The organism is Methylobacterium carpenticola (genome assembly GCF_042748905.1).
In the GTDB taxonomy this organism is placed as follows: Bacteria; Pseudomonadota; Alphaproteobacteria; order Rhizobiales; family Beijerinckiaceae; genus Methylobacterium; species Methylobacterium carpenticola.
In genome coordinates, this window is record NZ_JBHZEO010000001.1 from 4,658,285 (window position 1) to 4,676,567 (window position 18,283).

An 18,283-nucleotide genomic window follows, 5' to 3' on the forward strand; every position below is an offset into this window, starting at 1 on the left:
TCGGGTGGCGGACGGGTGCCGGGGCGGTCCCGCCCCGGCCCTCACCGGGTCGGGGACAGTTCCTTGCGATCGGGCGTCACCTTGGCGCCCGGACGCACGCGGGTGAGCCCGCTGATCACGATCGTCTCGTCGCCCTTCAGGCCGTCGCGGACGATCCGGTAGCCGTCGATCTTCGGGCCCAGGCGCACGGTGCGGGTCGAGATCGTGTTGTCGTCGCCGACCACGTAGACGATGCGCTTGTCCTGGTTGGCCGCCACCGCCTCGTCGGGGATGAGCACGCCCTTGTAGGGCAGCGAGGCCGGCATGCTGACGACGCCGAACAGGCCCGGCTTGATGAAGGTGTCGGAATTCTCGACCGTGGCGCGCAGGAGCACCGTGCCGGTCGATTCGTCGACCCGGTTGTCCACGAAGTTGAGCACGCCCTTGCGGGTCGGCTTGTCCTCGCCCGTGAGCGCCACCAGGATCGGCACCGTGTGCTCCTTCTGGGTGGCGCCCATGCCGATCCGCAGCGTGCCCTGGTAGACCAGGAACGAGCGCTCATCGACCGGGAAGGAGAAGTAGATCGGGTCGAGGGACACGATCGTGGTCAGCATCGTCTGGTCGGTGATGACGATGTTGCCCTCGGTGACGTTGCGCTGGGAGATGCGGCCGGTGATCGGCGAGCGCACCTCGGTGAAGTCGTAGTTGAGCTGGGCCTGCCGCAGGGCCGCGGTGGCATTGTCCACATCGGCCTGAGCGGTGAGCGAGGCTTGGCGGCGCTGGTCCGTGACCTGCTCGGAGATGTTGCCGGAGCGGCTGAGCGTCTGGGCGCGCTCCAGATCGGTCTGCGCGAAGTTCAGCCGCGCCTGGGCCGAAGCGAGCGAGGCCTGGGCCTGGTCGAGGGCGGCCTTGTAGGGCCGCCGGTCGATGGTGAAGAGGAGGTCGCCCTTCTTCACCACGGCGCCGTCCTGGAAGTGGATCTTCTCCAGGTAGCCGGTCACCCGGGCGCGCACCTCGACATAATCCACCGCGTTGAAGCGGCCGGTATAGTCGTCGCGCTCCACCACCTCCTTGACGATGGGCTTGGCCACCACGACCGAGGGCGGCGGCCCGCCCGGGGCCTGCCCGAGCGCCTGCCCGCCTGCCGCGATCAGGAGCGTCGAGACCATCGCTGTCAGCCAGCGCCTGCGCATACTCACTCTCCCGTCTCGGATGCTTCGCGTCCGGCCGCGAGAAACCGGGCCGTCCGCCCGGCCGCGCCGGATGGGCCGCTGCGGGAACCGCGCCGTCGATCCGGGCGCGGCCCTCCCGCGGGCCTCGAGGAAACCAACGACCGGGCCGCGGCGCGACCCGGAGACATCCACCCTACTCGACCGCCTCGCCGGCCCCGAGCCAGTCCTTGAACCCGCCGACGTAATGCTCGGTGAGCGGCACGCCGCGGCTCTGCGCATAGGCCAGGGCCCGGGCGGAGCGCACGCCCGCCGCGCAGGACAGCACCGGACGCCGGCCATCCGCGGCGATCAGCGCCTGCAAGGCGTCGAGGTCGAAGGCCGAGAGCGGATGAGAGACGGACCCGGGGATGTGCCCGCGGGCGAATTCGTCGGGCTCGCGCACGTCGATGAGCAGGACCGTGCCGTCGGCCAAGCCACGCTTCACCGCTTCCCGATCCAAGTCCACGATCGCCATATCGCTCACCTGACAGCGGAACCCGGACTTCCGGTCCGCACAACAGAAGATGTGCCCGATCGGATGCGTCGGACAATGCTCCGGATTACCCATAAAGGCGAAGTGTGGCGCTCAGGCAACCGCCCCCGCCTGCAATGCGCCCGCGAGCGGAGCGCCCCCGGGGCGGTCCGCTGACGAATGTGAATAATCATCACTGCTTAGGCTGGCAAGCGCACCCATGTGCGGCATCGCACAGACCTCGGTCGGGGTCGGGCGGGCGCTGGCCTCGCGCGCCCGGGGCGTCTATGGCCGGGCCTGGGCGCTCGGCCGGAGACGCCCGGCGCATCGCCGCCTTGCCTGCTCGACGCCCTGACCCGGCGCGGGTTTCGGGGGGGGCCGCGAGGCATGCTCATCGATCCCCGGCCGGCCTCAACGGACCCTGATGACCGACAGCCCCGTCGTCTTCGACCTGACCCGCCTGATCACCCGCCTGAGCCACGCGAGCCCGACCGGGATCGACCGCGTCGACCTCGCCTATGCGCGGCACGTTCTCGGCCAGGGAGAGGCGCGATTCGGGCTCGTCTCGACGCCGATCGGGCCGAAGCTCCTCGACCGCCGGGCGGCCGCGGCCATCGTCGAGACGGTGGCGGCGGGCTGGGTCGAGGATGGCACCGCAGAAGCCGATCCGGTCTATCGCGCCCTCGCCGCCCGGCTCGGCCACGCCGTTCCGGCGGCCCCCGGCGCCCCGCGCCCGCCCCGGCGGCGGCCGGTCCAGGCCGCGATCCGCCTGCAGGTCCTGCGGGCGCCGGGGCCGGAGGAGCTGCCGCGCGGGGCGATCTATCTCCACACCTCGCATCTGCGCCTCGACAAGCCGGGCCGGTTCGACTGGCTCTACGACCGGCGCGACATCCGCCCGGTCTTCTTCGTCCACGACCTGATCCCGATCGACTTTCCCGAATACGGCCGCGCGGGCGAGGCCGCCCGCCACGCGCAGCGCATGCGGACCGTCTCGCGCCACGCCGCGGCCGTGGTGGTGAACTCGGCGGAGGTGGGGGCGCGCTTCCGGGCCTATCTGGAGGCCCATCGCCTGCACGTCCCGCCGGTGACCGTGGGGCCGCTCGGGGTCGAACCCGCCTTCCTCGACCGGGCCGGCGCGGCGCCGCTGCCGGACCGGCCGACCTTCGTCGCCTGCGGCACGATCGAGCCGCGCAAGAACTATTACGGGCTCCTCAACGCGTGGCGCGAACTCGACGCGCGGCATGGCGCGCGCACGCCGCGCCTCGTGGTGGTCGGACGGCGGGGCTGGGAGAGCGAGAACCTGATCGATCTCCTCGACCGCAGCCCGGCGGTGCGCCGCCACGTGATCGAGGTGGCCGGCCTCTCGACGGCGGGCCTCGTGCGGCTGATGCGGGGCGCCACGGCCCTGCTGATGCCCTCCTTCGCGGAAGGCTACGGGCTACCGGTGGTCGAGGCCGCAGCAGCGGGCCTGCCGGTCGTCGCCTCGGACCTGCCCGTGCACCGGGAGATCGGCGAGCGCTTCGCCCATTTCATCCATCCCCTCGACGGGCTCGGCTGGATGCAGGCGGTGGAAGACCTCGCGGCAGCGGATTCGCCCCTCCGGCGTGCGCTGGCGGAGCGCCTCGTCGGCTACCGACCGCCGCGCTGGGAGGACCACTTCGCGCGCGTCGACCCGCTCCTCGACCGCCTCGGGCGCGGCGAGGCGGCCTGACCTCAAGGGCCCGCCGGCTTCTCCGCGCAGACCAGCAGCACTTGGCCCGAGCGCGGCAGCAGCCAGCTCAGCGCCCGCAGCGCGATCGCGGCCGCCCGGGTGAGGGGGTTGCGGTACTCTCCCGGTCCGTGCCCGGCATTGAACGTGCTGGCGCGGACCGGGCCGAAGCCGAGAGAGCGCAGCACCCGCGTCAGCCGCGCGCCGTCGTAATACATGATGTGGCCGAGGAGCCCGCGCTCCACGTCGTCGGGATCGTCCATGAAGTGGAGGAAGTCCCAATGGCCGAGGGCGAAGCGGATCCGGTGCTCGATGCAGACGGCGTTCGGCGTCGTGATGATCAGCAGGCCGCCGGGGCGCAAGGCCCGCTGGCAGCGGCGCAGCAGGCGCATCGCCACCGTGTAGTCGAGATGCTCCAGGATCTCGGTGCACAGCACGACATCCGCGCAGCCCTCGGCCACGCTCAGGTCGGGATCGCGGAAATCCTCGCCGATCCGCGCGATCCCGCGGGCGTCGAGCCAGCCGCGAATCGTCGGATCGGTGAAGGTCTGGGACTGGGGATGGTCCACGACCGTCCATGACAGGCGCCGCGGCCCGAGTTCCCGCGCGGCGAGATCGAACAGGACGGGATCCGGCTTGCCCTGGTTGAGGCCGGACATGTTGAGCACGTGGACGGCATCGAGCCCGCGCGCGGCGACATGCGTCAGGATCGCCCCGAGGAGAGTCGCCACGCGCGCGCCGCCGCTGCGGTTCCAGGCAGCGGCATCGGCGCTGACCTGCCCGAACAGCTCACGATCGAGCGCGCCGAACGCGACGAAGACCTCCTCGTCGAGGGAACGGCGTCGTTCGGCATGCCTCGCGCCGTCCTTATCCGAACGGCCCGAGCGAGCGAGGCTCGCCCCATCCGAAGAGAGCGCATGCTCTGAAGTCATGTTCGCCTCCCACGACGATGAATCTTTGGTTGGCGCGAGATGCATCGGATTAGCGCTGAGCGGTGAGCCGGCACAAGGGCTCAAACTGCTTAGAGCAGCGCCCGATCACGGTGAACTCGGGCGCTGCTCCAGGTCTTTGATGTTACCGCATCGTCTGCGACGAACCGGTATCCACTTCGTCGGACAATGCTCTGGCGGCCTGGTCCCATTCGGGATTCCGGGGCGCGGGTGGCAGATCCCGCCATCGGCTCCCCCGGAACGGGCTGGCCGCCGGCGTCCGGATCCGTCCCGGGCGGTCCCCCGTTTCCCATCCGCCGGGCGGATCGCTAAACTCGACCGTTTCCGCAGCCGGACCGGAGCCATGGCCGAAATCCCCTACCCGCGCGACATGACCGGCTACGGCCGCACGCCCCCGCAGGCCGGCTGGCCGGACGGCGCCCGCCTCGCCGTGCAGTTCGTCATCAATTACGAGGAAGGCGGCGATAACTGCCTGCTGCACGGGGATCGCGGCTCCGAGGCGTTCCTGTCCGAGATCGTCGGCGCGGTCTCCTGGCCGGGCCAGCGCCACATGAACATGGAGTCGATCTACGAATACGGCTCGCGCGCCGGCTTCTGGCGCCTGTGGCGGCTGTTCACCGCGCGCGGGCTGCCGGTGACGGTCTACGGCGTCGCCACCGCCCTCAAGCGCAACCCCGAGGCCGTCGCGGCCATGCGGGAGGCCGGCTGGGAGATCGCCTCGCACGGCCTCAAGTGGATCGACTACAAGGACTTTCCCGCCGAGGAGGAGCGCGCCCATATCGGCGAGGCGATCCGCCTGCATACCGAGGTAACGGGCGAGCGGCCGCTCGGCTTCTACCAGGGCCGCACCTCAGAGCACACCGTGCGCCTCGTCATGGAGGAAGGCGGCTTCCTCTACACGGCCGATTCCTACGCGGACGACCTGCCCTACTGGGTGACGGGCCCGCGCGGCCCGCAGCTCGTCGTGCCCTACACCCTCGATGCCAACGACATGCGCTTCGCCACCGCGCAGGGGTTCAACAGCGGCGATCAGTTCTTCACCTACCTAAAGGACACGTTCGACCTGCTCTACGCCGAGGGCGCGGAGACGCCGAAGATGATGTCGGTGGGCCTGCATTGCCGGCTCGCCGGGCGGCCCGGCCGGGCGGCGGCGCTTGCCCGCTTCCTCGACTACGTGGCGGAGCATGCCGATGTCTGGGTGACGCGGCGGATCGACATCGCCCGGCACTGGATCCGCCACCACGCGCCCGGCGACCTGAAGCCCAGCACCATGAGCCCGGCGCTCTTCGTCGAAGCCTATGGCGACGTGTTCGAGCACGCGCCCTGGGTGGCGGAGCGCGCGCATGCGGCGGGCCTCGGCCCCGCGCAGGACAATGCGGACGGCCTCCACGCGGCGATGATCGCGGCGATGCGGGCCGCCGACAGGGACCGGCAGCTCGCGCTCATCCGCAACCACCCGGATCTCGGCGAGCGGGTGGCGGCGCTCACGCCGGATTCGGCTGCCGAGCAGGCGAGCGCCGGTCTCGACGCCCTGGACGAGGAGCAACGGGCGCGCTTCCTCGACCTCAACGCCCGCTATCATGCCCGCTTCGGCTTCCCCTTCGTGATGGCGGTGCGGGGCCGCTCCGCCGCGGAGATCCTGGCGGCCCTGGAGGAGCGGCTCGACCACGACCCGGAGGCCGAGCGCGAGACGGCGCTGACGGAGATCGAGCGGATCGCCCTGCTGCGCCTGCGCCAGCGGCTGCCTTCGCTGCCGGATGTCTTCACGCACACCGCCTGAGCGCGCCCCGGCGGGCACCGCGCGCTCGCGCGATGCCCGCCGGTCAGCGCGCCCGGGCGCTGCGGCGGTAGAAGCCGTCGACCTGCGCCTGGGCCTCGGCCCGGTCGCGCTCGCTGGCGGCCGACATCGCCTGCTCCTGCAGGGTGACGATCCACTGGTCCTTCGCCCCGTCCGCGGCGTCGCGGGCGAGCGTCAGCCACGCGAGGCCGCGGGAGCGCTGGGTCGGCACGCCCTGGCCGTTGATCAGCATCTGGCCGAGCAGGGCCTGCGCGGCCGGATGGCCCTTCTCGGCCGCGAGGTTGAACCAGCGCGCGGCCTGCCTTGTGTCCTGGGCCACGCCGGTGCCGTCGAGGTAGAGCCGGGCGAGGTTGTACTGCGCGTTCGGGTCCCCGTAATACGAGGCCGCGTAGTTGAACATCTCGTAGGCCCGCTCGACGTTCGGCCGGACGTAGGACCCCTTGATGCCGTCGAGGAAGTAGCGGCCGAGCGCCGTGAAGGCGCTCGACACCACGGTGGCGGTGGCGGAATCCGGGCCCTCGTCGGCGTTCTCGTCGGCGATCTTCGAGAAGAACTCGAAGGCCTTGAGATCGTCGTGAGGAACCCCGTCGCCCTCCGCGTACATGCGGCCGAGCTTCCACAGCGCCAGGGCGTGCCCCTGCCCCGCCGCGTATTCGAGGGCGCGGGCCGCACCCTCCTTGTCGCCCGCATTGTAGTCGCGCACGCCCGAGCGCACCGCCTCGCGGGCATTGCGGTAGCCACCCGCCGCCGGCACCGGCGTGCGCACCGCGGCGTCGAGGGCCGCAGCCGGTCCGGCGCCGCAGACGGCACCGAGCAGCGCCGCGCCGACGAGCGCGGCGCCGAGACCTCGGCGCCGGCCGGACGGTGCTCCGCGCCTGCGGCCGTCCTCAGATATCCGCATAAGCGAGCGTCTCCTGGGCTCCGCCCGGATGCGTCACGGCGCCGGTCACCGCCGGGCCGACGGTCTGCGCGTATTTCCAGAGATAGCCGGAGGTCGCCTCGTTGCCGCGCGGGGTCCAGGCCTTGCGGCGCTCGGCCAGCTCCTCGTCGGAGAGGTCGACCGCCAGGATGCCCTGGATCGCGTCGAGCCGGATGACGTCCCCGTCCTTGAGGAGGCCGATCGGGCCGCCCACCGCCGCCTCCGGCCCGACATGGCCGACGCAGAAGCCGCGGGTGGCGCCCGAGAAGCGCCCGTCCGTGATGAGCGCGACCTTGTCGCCCATCCCCTGCCCGTAGAGGGCCGCGGTGGTCGCCAGCATCTCGCGCATGCCGGGGCCGCCCTTCGGGCCCTCGTAGCGGATCACGAGGACGTCGCCCTCCTTGTACTGGCGGTTCTGCACCGCCGCGAAGCAGGCCTCCTCGTTGTCGAAGACCCGGGCCGGGCCGGAGAAGACCTGGCGATCCGGCGGCATGCCGGCCACCTTCACGATGGCGCCCTCGGGGGCGAGGTTGCCCTTGAGGCCGACCACGCCGCCGGTCGGGGTGATCGGCGTGTTCGCTTGCCGCACCACGTCCTGGTCCGGGTTCCAGGCCACCTTGGCGAGGTTCTCCGCGATGGTGCGGCCGGTCACGGTCAGGCAGTCGCCGTGCAGGAAGCCGTGATCGAGCAGCGTCTTCATCAGGAGCGGGATGCCCCCGACCTCGAACAGGTCCTTGGCGACGTAGCGCCCGCCCGGCTTCAGGTCCGCGATGTAGGGCGTGCGCTTGAAGATCTCGGCGACGTCGAACAGGTCGAAGGCGATGCCGGCCTCGTGGGCGATCGCCGGCAGGTGCAGGGCCGCGTTGGTCGAGCCGCCGGAGGCCGCCACCACGGTGGCGGCGTTCTCCAGCGCCTTGCGGGTGACGATGTCGCGCGGGCGGATGTTCCTGGCGAGGAGGTCCATCACCATCTCGCCGGCCGCGGCGCAGAACTTGTCGCGGATCTCGTAGGGCGCGGGCGCGCCGGCCGAGTACGGGAGCGCGAGACCGATCGCCTCGGAGACGGTGGCCATGGTGTTGGCCGTGAACTGCGCGCCGCAGGCCCCGGCCGAGGGGCAGGCGACCTGCTCCAGCTCGTCGAGGTCGTCGTCGCTCATGGCGCCGACCGAGTGCTTGCCCACCGCCTCGAACAGGTCCTGCACGGTGACCGGGCGGCCCTTGAAGGTGCCGGGCAGGATCGAGCCGCCGTAGATGAAGATCGACGGCACGTTGAGGCGCACCATCGCCATCATCATGCCGGGCAGGGACTTGTCGCAGCCCGCGAGGCCCACGAGGGCGTCGTAGGCGTGGCCCCGCATGGTGAGTTCGACCGAATCGGCGATGACCTCGCGGGAGGGCAGCGAGGCACGCATGCCCCGGTGACCCATGGCGATGCCGTCCGTCACCGTGATGGTGCAGAACTCGCGCGGGGTGCCGGCAGCGGCGGCGACGCCCTTCTTCACCGCCTGAGCCTGACGCATCAGGGAGATGTTGCAGGGCGCGGCCTCGTTCCAGCAGGAGGCGACGCCCACGAGCGGCTGATGGATCTGCTCGCGGGTCAGCCCCATCGCGTAGAGGTAGGAGCGATGGGGAGCCCGGGCCGGCCCCTCGGTGACATAGCGGCTCGGCAGCTTCGACTTGTCGATGGTGTGACGCGCGTCCATGGCCTGTCCCGTACTCACTGTGCTCAGGATCGGTCGGTTTGGTCCGAAGTCCTGATCCTATCGCCGTGCGGTCTTTTGGAGGCCGGACGACGGCGCTCAACGACACCCCTGACGAATAATTCGCCAGCGTTGCCCGCGATCCCCGGGAGGCCCCGGTTCGGCGCGGTAAATCGTTGTGGGGACAGCCGTTTAACGTGGCCGTTGAGGTGCCGCCGGTTTATGGCGGGATCGGGGCGGCGGAAGGGGCGCTTGAGGGCAATCCTGGGATGCTTTCGCGGTGTTGCGACCCCGCCACAGCTAAGCTTGCCGATGGGGCAGGAACGGCGGCATCCGCGGGCGCCGCTCCTTGGCGCCGCGCGGTCATCCCGGGCCTGCGCGACCGAGACGACAGGGGGCGATCCCGAATCGGAACCCGGGTGGCCGACGGACCGGGTTCGGGCGGGCGCCGGAGGCCGGATCAGATCGACCGCGGCGGAGCGATCGGCGTGCGCAGGCTCGCGATCACCGCCTTCAGCGTGGCGGCGACCTCGCCCGGTGCATCGTCGCGGGCGTGGATCCGCTCATGCACGAAGGAGAGTTTGCCGATCACCGTGGGGGTCAACCGGAACGGGTAGAGATCGGGCTGGCCCATGCTGCGGTTCAGCGAGTTCATCGCGAAGGTGAGCGGCAGCCACGCCTCGATCAGCCGCTCGAGATCGGGAGCGTGGTGGGGATCGAAATCGACCGTGGCGGCGAGATCCGCGCGCAGCTTCGGCTGCATCCGGAGCCCGAAGCTGCCCGCGGTCTCCAGCGTGTCCACGATGTGGAGGTAATGGGCGAAGGTTTCGGCGAAATCCTCCCACGGATGCGCCGTCGCGTAGGCGGAGACGAAGTGCTCCTGCCACGCCTCGCCGGGGCCCTGCGCGTAGTAGCGCTGCAGGGCGGAGCCGTAATCCGCCCGCTCGTCGCCGAAGATGGCGCGGAAGGCCGGCAGGCTCGGATCGTGCCGCACCAGCACGTTCCAGAAGTAATGGCCGATCTCGTGCCGGAAATGGCCGAGCAGCGTGCGGTAGGGCTCGCCGAATTGGGTCCGGCGCCGCTCGCGCTCCACGTCGTCGGCCTCCGCGAGGTTGACGGTGATGAGGCCGTTGTCGTGGCCGGTGAGCACGGCGGGGCCGATCATCTGCGCCTCGGCCGGGTCGACCAGGAAGTCGAAGGCGAGCCCCTCGGGATCGTCCCGGCGCAGGGCGAGCGGCAGCCGCATGCGCAGGAGCGAGTAGAACAGCCGCCGCTTGGCGAGTTCGATCTCGCGCCAGCGGGTCAGATTCCAGGGAATCGAGAGGTCCGGCACCATGCGGTTGTGCCGGCAGGCGACGCAGTAGATCTCGGCCGAATCCTCCGGCACCAGCCAGTTGCAGGCGGCGTGAGCCGCGTTGGCGCAGGCGCGGTAGCGCCGCTCCGGCGCCGCGAAGGCCCGCAGCGTCCCGTCCCCGGCGCTCAGGGTGACGACCTCCCCGCTCTCGGGGTCATAGCCGGCGCGCCGCTCGCAGCTCGCGCAGCGCGTCGTCTCGAAATGAAAGGGCTGCTCGCACGCTTGGCACTGGAAGATCTTCATCGCCGCATCCGCCCGATCGCCGGTTCGCCTCCCGGTCGGCCGGGTTTTCTCAAAAGGAGAATGACCGGCGAAGAGTTCCCCATGGACCGGCACGAGACTTGCCTCAATTCTTCGCAGCCGCGCCCGCCTGGGTGCGCGTCCTGGGAGACCCGAGGAACCACGTCCCGGCACGTCAGTCCCGGTCCGCATCGCGCGGCTGACGCGGAGGGCGCGGGCGTGTAGAAGCCGGCGAGACCAGGATCGCAAGACGCCGCCAGAGCACCGGAGAGACCGTGTCAATCAAGGCCGCCCTGCACCACGTCACCTCCTACACCTACGACCGCCCGGTGGGCCTGGGGCCGCAGGTGATCCGCCTGCGTCCGGCGCCGCACACGCGCACCCGCATCCTGAGCTATTCGCTCAAGGTGACGCCGGGGAACCACTTCGTGAACTGGCAGCAGGATCCGAGCGGCAACTGGCTGGCGCGGCTGGTCTTTCCGGAGAGGACGACGCAGTTCAAGATCGAGGTCGATCTCACCGCCGACATGTCGGTGATCAACCCGTTCGACTTCTTCGTCGACGAGTACGCCCAGACACTGCCCTTCGGCTATCCGCCGGAGCTGGAGGAGGAACTCGCCCCCTACCTGGTGCCGAACGAGGGCGGCCCCCTGCTCGACGCGCTCATGGACCGGCTGCCGGAGGAGACGAACACCGTCCTGTTCCTCGTCGCGCTGAACCAGCTGGTGCGCGACAGCGTGAAATACGTCGTGCGCATGGAGCCGGGCGTGCAGACGCCCGAGGAGACCCTGGAGGCGGGAAGCGGGTCGTGCCGCGATTCCGCGTGGCTGCTCGTGCAGATGCTGCGCCGCCTCAATCTCGCGGCGCGGTTCGTCTCCGGCTACCTGATCCAGCTCGTCCCCGACACCACCGCGGTGGACGGCCCGGCCGGCACCGCCAAGGACTTCACCGACCTGCACGCCTGGGCCGAGGTCTACGTGCCCGGCGCCGGCTGGATCGGGCTCGACGCCACCTCGGGCCTGCTCTGCGGCGAGGGCCACATCCCGCTCGCCGCCACCCCCCATTACCGCTCGGCGGCGCCGATCTCCGGCATGGCGGATCCGGCCGAGGTCGATTTCGACTTCGCCATGACCGTCACCCGGGTGGCGGAGGCCCCGCGGGTGACCAAGCCCTTCTCGGACGAGGCCTGGGGCGCGATGGACGCGCTCGGCGATCGCATCGACCGGGACCTCCAGGCCCAGGACGTGCGCCTGACCATGGGCGGCGAGCCGACCTTCGTGTCCGTGGACGATTTCCAGTCGGCGGAATGGAACACCGCCGCGGTCGGGCCGACCAAGCGCAACCTCTCCGACCAGCTGATCCGGCGCCTGCGCGCGCGTTTCGGCAAGGGCGGGCTCCTGCATTACGGCCAGGGCAAGTGGTATCCGGGCGAGAGCCTGCCCCGCTGGGCCTTCGCCCTCTACTGGCGCAAGGACGGCCAGCCGATCTGGCGCGACGCGAGCCTGATCGCCCGCGAGGCCGGGCCGGGGGATGTCGGCATCGAACACGCGGAGGGCTTCGCCAAGGCCCTCGCCCGGCGCCTGGGGCTCGATCCCTTCGTGCAGCCGGCCTTCGAGGATCCCGAATACTGGGAGCGCCAAGCCTCCGAGCTGCCGATCAACGCGACGGTGATGCAGCCCCGGATCCGCGACAAGGAATTCCAGGAGCGCATGGCCCGCGTCTACAAGCGCGGCCTCGCCGAGCCAGCCGGCTACGTGCTGCCGCTGGCCAATATCGCGATCGGCGCAGAGCGTCATTGGGTCTCGGAGAAGTGGGAGACGCGGCGGGGCGCGCTCTACCTCGCCCCGGGCGATTCCCCGGTCGGCTTCCGCCTGCCGCTCAGCGCGCTCTCCTACATCCCTCCGGAATCCTACCCCTACTACGCACCCCAGGATCCGCTGGAGGAGCGCGGCCCCCTCGCGGCCGCGCCGGCGGTGGCGCGCTCCGGCCCGGTCCACGGTGTCGCGGTGCGCACGGCACTCGCCATCGAGCCGCGGGAGGGCACGATCTGCGTGTTCATGCCGCCGCTGGAGCGGGCGGACGAGTACGTGCAGCTCCTCGACGCCCTGGAGCGGACCGCGGCCGAGACCGGCCAGCCGATCCATATCGAGGGCTACGAGCCGCCCTACGATCCGCGCCTCGGCGTCATCAAGGTCACGCCCGATCCGGGCGTCATCGAGGTCAACGTGCACCCGGCCAAGACCTGGCGGGAGGCGGTGGAGATCACCACCGGCCTCTACCAGGACGCCCGGGAGACCCGGCTCGGCGCGCAGAAGTTCATGATCGACGGGCGCCACACCGGCACGGGCGGCGGCAACCACGTGGTGCTGGGCGGCTCCTCCCCGGCCGATTCGCCCTTCCTGCGCCGGCCGGACCTGCTCAAGAGCCTCGTGCTCTACTGGCAGCGCCACCCGTCCCTGTCCTACCTGTTCTCGGGCCTCTATATCGGCCCGACGAGCCAGGCGCCGCGCATGGACGAGGCGCGCCACGACGGCCTCTACGAGCTGGAGATCGCGCTCGCCCAGGTGCCGCCCCCCGGCGGACCCGAGGTGCCGCTCTGGCTGGTCGACCGGCTGTTCCGCAACGTGCTGGTGGACGTCACCGGCAACACCCACCGGTCCGAGATCTGCATCGACAAGCTCTACTCGCCGGACGGACCGACCGGGCGGCTCGGCCTGCTCGAATTCCGCTCCTTCGAGATGCCGCCGGACGCGCGCATGAGCCTCGCCCAGCAATTGCTGCTGCGGGCGATCATCGCGTGGCAATGGCGCGAGCCGCAGGAGGGCGGGTTCGTCCGCTGGGGCACCGCGCTCCACGACCGCTTCATGCTGCCCCACTTCCTGTGGCAGGACTTCCTCGGCGTGCTCGACGACCTGCGGGATGCCGGCTACGCCTTCGATCCGGCCTGGTACGAGGCCCAGCGCGAGTTCCGCTTCCCGCTCTACGGCAGCGTCTCGCATGGCGGCGTGACGCTGGAGCTGCGCCAGGCCCTGGAGCCCTGGCATGTGCTCGGCGAGGAGGGCTCGTCGAGCGGCACCGTGCGCTACGTCGATTCCTCGGTGGAGCGGCTGCAGGTGCGGGTGGAGGGCTACGTGCCGAGCCGCCACGTCGTCACCTGCAACGGCCGGCGTCTGCCGCTCACCGAGACCGGGCGTTCCGGCGAGGCGGTGGCGGGCCTGCGCTTCAAGGCGTGGCAGCCGGCCTCGGGCCTGCACCCGACGATCCCCGTCCACTCGCCGCTGACCTTCGACATCGTGGACACGTGGTCGAGCCGGGCGATCGGCGGCTGCACCTACCACGTGGCGCATCCGGGCGGGCGCAACTACGAGACCTATCCGGTCAACACCTACGAGGCCGAGGGACGGCGCCTCGCCCGCTTCCACGACCACGGCCACACCCCGGGCCGCGTCGCCCTGGCGCCGGACGAGCCGCGGCGCGAGTTCCCGCTCACCCTCGACCTGCGGACGCCCGCCCCGCGATGAGCGCCGTCCCGCTCGCCGCGAGCGAGGGCGTCGGCGCGGCGCGGGCCGAGCGGCGCGCCCGCTGGAGCGCCGGCTACCGTCCGCTCCCGGGCGTGCCGGACGAACTCCTGCGCGCCGACGGGACGACCGCGCGGGCCTGGGACGTCTTCCTCGACCGGCTCTCGGGCCTGCCCGAGGACGAGATCGACGCCCGCCTCGCCTCGGCGGAGCGCCACATCCACAACACCGGCGTCGCCTACCGGGTCTACGGGGAGGCGGCGGAGCGCGACTGGCCGCTCGGCGTGCTGCCGCTGATCGTGGACGGCGACGAGTGGGAGGAGATCTCGGCCGGCATCGTGCAGCGGGCGAGCCTGCTCGAGACGGTGCTCGCGGACCTCTACGGCGAGGGGCGGCTCGTGGCCGCCGGGCTGATCCCGGCCGCCGCGGTGGCGGGCAGCCCCGAATTCCTGCGCCCGCTCCACGGGGTGCGCCAGCCCGGCGGCGGGCGCCAGCTCCATCTCTACGCGGCCGACCTGTCGCGGGGCCCGGACGGGCGCTGGCGGGTGCTCGCCGACCGCACGCAGGCCCCCTCGGGCATCGGCTACGCGCTGGAGAACCGCATGGTCCTCGCCCGCGCCCTGCCGGAGGTGCACGGGGCCCTCGACGTCGAGCGGCTCGCCCCCTTCTTCCAGGAGTTCCGGGACGGCCTTGCCGCCGCGGCGGAGCGCACCGAGCCGCGCATCGGGCTCCTCACCTCCGGCCCCTACGGCGACACCTATGGGGAACAGGCGGTTCTCGCCCGCTATCTCGGCCTCGCTCTGGTCGAGGGCGACGACCTGATCGTGCAGGAGGACCGCGTCTACGTGCGCACCGTGGCGGGCCTCAAGCGCGCCGACGTGCTCTGGCGCCGGGTCGACGGCGACTTCGTCGATCCCCTCGCCCTCAACCCGGATTCCCGGCTCGGCGTGCCGGGGCTGGTGGAGGCGCTGAAGGCCGGCGCCTGCGTGATGGGCAACATGCCGGGCGCGGGCCTGGTGGAGGGCGGCTGGCTCGCCGCCTATCTGCCCCGTCTCGCCGAGCACCTGTTCGGCCGGCCCCTGCGCCTGCCCGGCCTCTCCACATGGTGGTGCGGCGACGCCGCCCAGCGGGCGGAGGTGCTGGCACGGGCCGACGCCCTGACCCTGCGCCCCGCCGCGGCTCCGGCCCAGGGCGCCTTCACCAACCGGACCTTCGGGGGGCGCGATTGCGACGAGACCGCCCGCCTCCTCGCGATCCTGCGCGACCGGCCGGGCGACCTCGTCGCGCAGGAACCGGTCCAGCTCTCCACCGCGCCGGTCTGGGACGGGAGCGGCCTCGTGCCCCGCCCCTTCGTGCTGCGCGTCTTCGCGGCGGCGGTGCCGGGCGGCTGGGCGGTGATGCCGGGCGGGTTCTGCCGCATCTCGGACCATGCGGACGTGCAGCCCGTCGCCATGGGGGCGGGGGTGCGCGCCGCCGACGTCTGGGTGCTCGCCGGGCGCGGCGGCGACGCCGCCCAGTCGCTGCCGCGCCCGGACCAGCCCTCGGTGCGCCGCGTGCAGGGCCTGCTGCCGAGCCGGGCCGCCGACAACCTGTTCTGGCTCGGCCGCTACCTGGAGCGGGCCGAGGCGATGCTGCGCCTCGGCGTCTGCCTGCTCAGCGGCACGGGTGCGGTGTCGCGCCGGGAGGAGGATCTCGGCACGCATGCGCGGCTGCGCGGCCTCCTTCACGCCTGGGGCGCGGTGCCGAGCACCTTCGGGCCGCCCGCGGCCCTCGCCGCCCACGCCCTGTCGGGGCGCGAGGCCTGGGGCTCGGCGCTCGCCCAGGTGAGCGCGGCGCGCCGCAACGCCGCCTCCCTGCGCGAGCGGCTGTCCTTCGAGACCTGGCGGGCGCTGAGCGCGCTCCTCGACGTGCTGCAGCGGCCCGAGGCGGCGCCCGCCTCGGAGGCGGCGTGGCTCGACCGGGCCGAGCGGGCCCTCGAACTCACCTCCGCCCTCGCGGGGCTGGCGCAGGAGAACATGAACCGGGCCGGCGGCTGGCCCTTCGTGGATATGGGCCGGCGCATCGAGCGGGCGATCAACACCTGCCGCCTCGCGGCGGTGTTCGCGGCGGACGGGGCGAGCGGCGACGATCTCGCCATGCTGCTCCAGCTCGTGGATTCCCGCATCTCCTACGGGTCGCGCTACCTCCTCGGGGTGGCGCTCGCGCCGGTGCGCGACATGGTGATGCTCGATCCCTTCAACCCGCGCTCGGTCGCCTTCCAGGTCGAGCGGCTCGGCGAGCACCTCGCCGGCCTGCCGGCCCTGCGCCAGGACGGGCTGCCGGAGCCGCAGACGCGCCTCGTGCGCCGGCTCGCGGGCGAGATCGCCAGCGCGGAGGCCGCCATCCTCTCCGCCGCGGACCTCCAGAGCTGGGAGACGCGGCTCTGGGCCATCGCGGAAGCGGTGGGCGCGCGCTATTTTCCGGGCGGCTCGGACGCCGCCCGCCCCGAGCGACTGGTGGCCCTCGCGTGATCTACCTCCTGCGCCACGTCACGACCTACAGCTACCGGGACACGGTCACGCATGCGCGCTGCACCCTGCGGCTGACCCCGGCGCATGGCGAGGGGCAGCGGGTCCTCTCGCACCAGATCCTGATCCAGCCGGCCCCGCACCGCCGCGAGACGGACCGCGACTTCTTCGGCAACACCACCACGAGCCTCACCGTGGAGGCGCCTCACCGGACCTTCCGGATCGAGGCGATGTCGCGGATCGAGGTGGAACGCGCGCAACTGCCCGACCTCGCCTCCGGCCTCACCTGGGAGGAGCTGCGCGAGCGGGTGCTCGCCCATGCGAGCCTCGCCCCCGACGCGCCGGTGCATTTCGTGGGCCCGAGCCCCCGCGTGCCCCTCGTCGCCGCGGTGACCGACTACGCCCGCGAGAGCTTCCCGCCCGGGGGCGGCGCCTATGCGGGGGCGGTCGAGCTGATGCGGCGCATCCACGCCGACTTCACCTTCGATGCCGGCGCCACCGATGTCGGAACCCCCCTCGCCCAGGCCTTCGCGGGCCGGCACGGGGTCTGCCAGGACTTCTCCCACATCATGATCGCGGGCCTGCGCGGCCTCGGCCTGCCGGCGGCCTATGTCAGCGGCTACCTGCGCACGCGCCCGCCGCCGGGCATGAAGCGCCTCGAAGGGGCGGATGCGAGCCACGCCTGGGTGGCGGTCTGGTGCGGCGACGGCTGGCACGGGCTCGATCCCACCAATGCCGTCGGCGTCGAGGACGACCACATCGTGCTCGCCCATGGCCGCGACTACGCCGACGTGGCGCCGGTGGCGGGCATCATCGCCGGCTCCGGCTCGCAGCGCCTGACCGTCGCGGTGGATGTGGTGCCGGAGGACGAGGCCGAGTTCGCCCCGGCGGGGAGCAGCGCTACAGCTTGAAGACCGCGTGCGCGGCGGCCTGCGAGGCCTCGCGCTGGCGGCGGGCTTCCTCCAGCCGCGCGATCTCCCGGCGCAGGAGCGCGAGGCGGGCGTCGAGATCGGCGATCGAGAGCGCCGTCAGGTCCTGGCCGATCAGATGGTCGGCGATCACGGGCCGCTTCGTCTCGTCGTCGTTGAGCATGGCTTGCCTCCCCGACGCTTCCTTAACGCGATTGACTCGCTCCGGCCATTCCGCCATACACCGCCCGACGCGACGCCGCCGCCCGACGAGGGCGGGCGCTCGCCATTCGTCATCAACCAGTTCTGAAATCCACGAGGGCTGCGGCGGTGTTCGACATCGTCGGCCCCGGCCTTCGGAGACATCGCCGTGAAGAGAACCTACCAACCCTCCAAGCTCGTGCGCAAGCGTCGTCACGGCTTCCGCGCCCGCATGGCCACGGTCGGCGGCCGCAAGGTCATCGCCGCCCGCCGCGCCCGCGGCCGCAAGCGCCTGTCGGCCTGACCGGCCTCGCGCGGCCCTGGCGCGCCGCATGCGCGCTGACGCGCCGCCGATCGGACGGATCACGCGGCGCCCCGACTATCTGGCGGCGGCCGCGGGCCGCCGTTTCCACACCGGGCGGATGACCGCCCAGGGGCGCCTGCGCGAGCCGGGAGCGGAAACCGGGTTGCGGTTCGGCTTCACGGTGACGAAGAAGACGGGCCATGCCCCGGAGCGCAACCGCATCCGCCGCCGGCTGAAGGCCGCGGTGGCGGCGATCGGGACCGAGCACGCGGGGAAGCCACTCGACGTCGTGCTGATCGGCCGCCGGGAGGCGCTGAGCGCTCCCTTCGAGGTCCTGGTCGACGATATCCGGCGAGCCCTCGCCGCGGTGACGAAACCGAAGCCGGCGGCCAAGCCCGGCGGACCCCGCCGCGGATCGGCACCGCCCGAACCAGAACCGTGAGGCGATGCCGGTCGCCCGGCCTTGCCTCTCAGACCAGGATGCGGAGCCGGGGCGCCGTGGGCGCGCCCGGCTC

15 protein-coding genes are annotated in these 18,283 nt (G+C 72.1%); 8 read left to right on the forward strand and 7 right to left on the reverse strand.

Features of this window, described 5'->3' with window-relative positions; all coding sequences use genetic code 11:
• Positions 1-41: 41 nt before the first annotated feature.
• The gene (locus ACE101_RS21625) at positions 42-1,172 is read right to left on the reverse strand and encodes an efflux RND transporter periplasmic adaptor subunit (protein ID WP_379133912.1); all 1,131 of its coding nucleotides are present in this window, start codon (positions 1,170-1,172) and stop codon (positions 42-44) included.
• 172 nt (positions 1,173-1,344) lie between these two features.
• The gene (locus ACE101_RS21630; RefSeq protein WP_379133914.1) at positions 1,345-1,665 is read right to left on the reverse strand and encodes a rhodanese-like domain-containing protein; all 321 of its coding nucleotides are present in this window, start codon (positions 1,663-1,665) and stop codon (positions 1,345-1,347) included.
• Positions 1,666-1,882: 217 nt separating this feature from the next.
• Between ACE101_RS21630 and ACE101_RS21635 the strand changes: the two genes are divergently transcribed.
• Together ACE101_RS21635 and ACE101_RS21640 are read left to right on the forward strand one after the other, a co-directional pair.
• On the forward strand, positions 1,883-2,017 hold the full coding sequence (locus tag ACE101_RS21635; RefSeq protein WP_379133916.1) for a hypothetical protein: 135 nt from the start codon (positions 1,883-1,885) through the stop codon (positions 2,015-2,017).
• Between the two features lie 69 nt (positions 2,018-2,086).
• Complete coding sequence (locus ACE101_RS21640) at positions 2,087-3,373, forward strand: glycosyltransferase family 4 protein (RefSeq protein WP_379133917.1); 1,287 nt, start codon at positions 2,087-2,089, stop codon at positions 3,371-3,373.
• A gap of 2 nt (positions 3,374-3,375) precedes the next feature.
• On the opposite strand, the gene ACE101_RS21645 is transcribed toward ACE101_RS21640, so the two are convergent.
• Complete coding sequence (locus tag ACE101_RS21645; RefSeq protein WP_379133920.1) at positions 3,376-4,302, reverse strand: methyltransferase domain-containing protein; 927 nt, start codon at positions 4,300-4,302, stop codon at positions 3,376-3,378.
• Between the two features lie 370 nt (positions 4,303-4,672).
• Between ACE101_RS21645 and puuE the strand changes: the two genes are divergently transcribed.
• On the forward strand, positions 4,673-6,100 hold the full coding sequence (gene puuE / locus ACE101_RS21650) for an allantoinase PuuE (protein WP_379138846.1): 1,428 nt from the start codon (positions 4,673-4,675) through the stop codon (positions 6,098-6,100).
• A 43-nt stretch (positions 6,101-6,143) separates the two neighbouring features.
• On the opposite strand, the gene ACE101_RS21655 is transcribed toward puuE, so the two are convergent.
• The 3 genes from ACE101_RS21655 to ACE101_RS21665 form a co-directional block, all read right to left on the reverse strand.
• Entirely contained in the window at positions 6,144-7,019 is an 876-nt protein-coding gene (locus ACE101_RS21655) for a tetratricopeptide repeat protein (RefSeq protein WP_379133923.1), read from the reverse strand.
• The gene (ilvD, locus tag ACE101_RS21660; RefSeq protein WP_379133925.1) at positions 7,006-8,739 is read right to left on the reverse strand and encodes a dihydroxy-acid dehydratase; all 1,734 of its coding nucleotides are present in this window, start codon (positions 8,737-8,739) and stop codon (positions 7,006-7,008) included. Before ilvD ends, ACE101_RS21655 begins: the two co-directional genes overlap by 14 nt.
• Before the next feature lie 457 nt (positions 8,740-9,196).
• Positions 9,197-10,333: a zinc-binding metallopeptidase family protein gene (locus ACE101_RS21665; protein WP_379133927.1), complete on the reverse strand. Its 1,137-nt coding sequence runs from the start codon at positions 10,331-10,333 to the stop codon at positions 9,197-9,199.
• Positions 10,334-10,605: 272 nt separating this feature from the next.
• Between ACE101_RS21665 and ACE101_RS21670 the strand changes: the two genes are divergently transcribed.
• From ACE101_RS21670 to ACE101_RS21680, 3 genes are read left to right on the forward strand one after another with little or no spacing between them, the layout of a single operon-like run.
• Complete coding sequence (locus ACE101_RS21670; RefSeq protein WP_379133930.1) at positions 10,606-13,851, forward strand: transglutaminase family protein; 3,246 nt, start codon at positions 10,606-10,608, stop codon at positions 13,849-13,851.
• The gene (locus tag ACE101_RS21675) at positions 13,848-16,358 is read left to right on the forward strand and encodes a circularly permuted type 2 ATP-grasp protein (protein ID WP_379133933.1); all 2,511 of its coding nucleotides are present in this window, start codon (positions 13,848-13,850) and stop codon (positions 16,356-16,358) included. Before ACE101_RS21670 ends, ACE101_RS21675 begins: the two co-directional genes overlap by 4 nt.
• Complete coding sequence (locus tag ACE101_RS21680; RefSeq protein WP_379133935.1) at positions 16,355-17,266, forward strand: transglutaminase family protein; 912 nt, start codon at positions 16,355-16,357, stop codon at positions 17,264-17,266. Before ACE101_RS21675 ends, ACE101_RS21680 begins: the two co-directional genes overlap by 4 nt.
• Here ACE101_RS21680 and ACE101_RS21685 read toward each other — a convergent pair.
• Positions 17,256-17,447: a DUF1192 domain-containing protein gene (locus ACE101_RS21685; protein ID WP_379133937.1), complete on the reverse strand. Its 192-nt coding sequence runs from the start codon at positions 17,445-17,447 to the stop codon at positions 17,256-17,258. The genes ACE101_RS21680 and ACE101_RS21685 overlap by 11 nt on opposite strands.
• 186 nt (positions 17,448-17,633) lie before the next feature.
• Here ACE101_RS21685 and rpmH point away from each other — a divergent pair, with 186 nt between their 5' ends.
• Positions 17,634-17,768 carry a 50S ribosomal protein L34 gene (gene rpmH, locus ACE101_RS21690; RefSeq protein WP_010300405.1) on the forward strand — a complete coding sequence of 45 codons (135 nt, stop codon included), beginning with the start codon at positions 17,634-17,636 and terminating at the stop codon, positions 17,766-17,768.
• 28 nt (positions 17,769-17,796) lie between these two features.
• Positions 17,797-18,210, forward strand: a complete 414-nt coding sequence (locus tag ACE101_RS21695) for a ribonuclease P protein component (RefSeq protein ID WP_379133939.1) — start codon at positions 17,797-17,799, stop codon at positions 18,208-18,210.
• Positions 18,211-18,283: the final 73 nt, after the last annotated feature.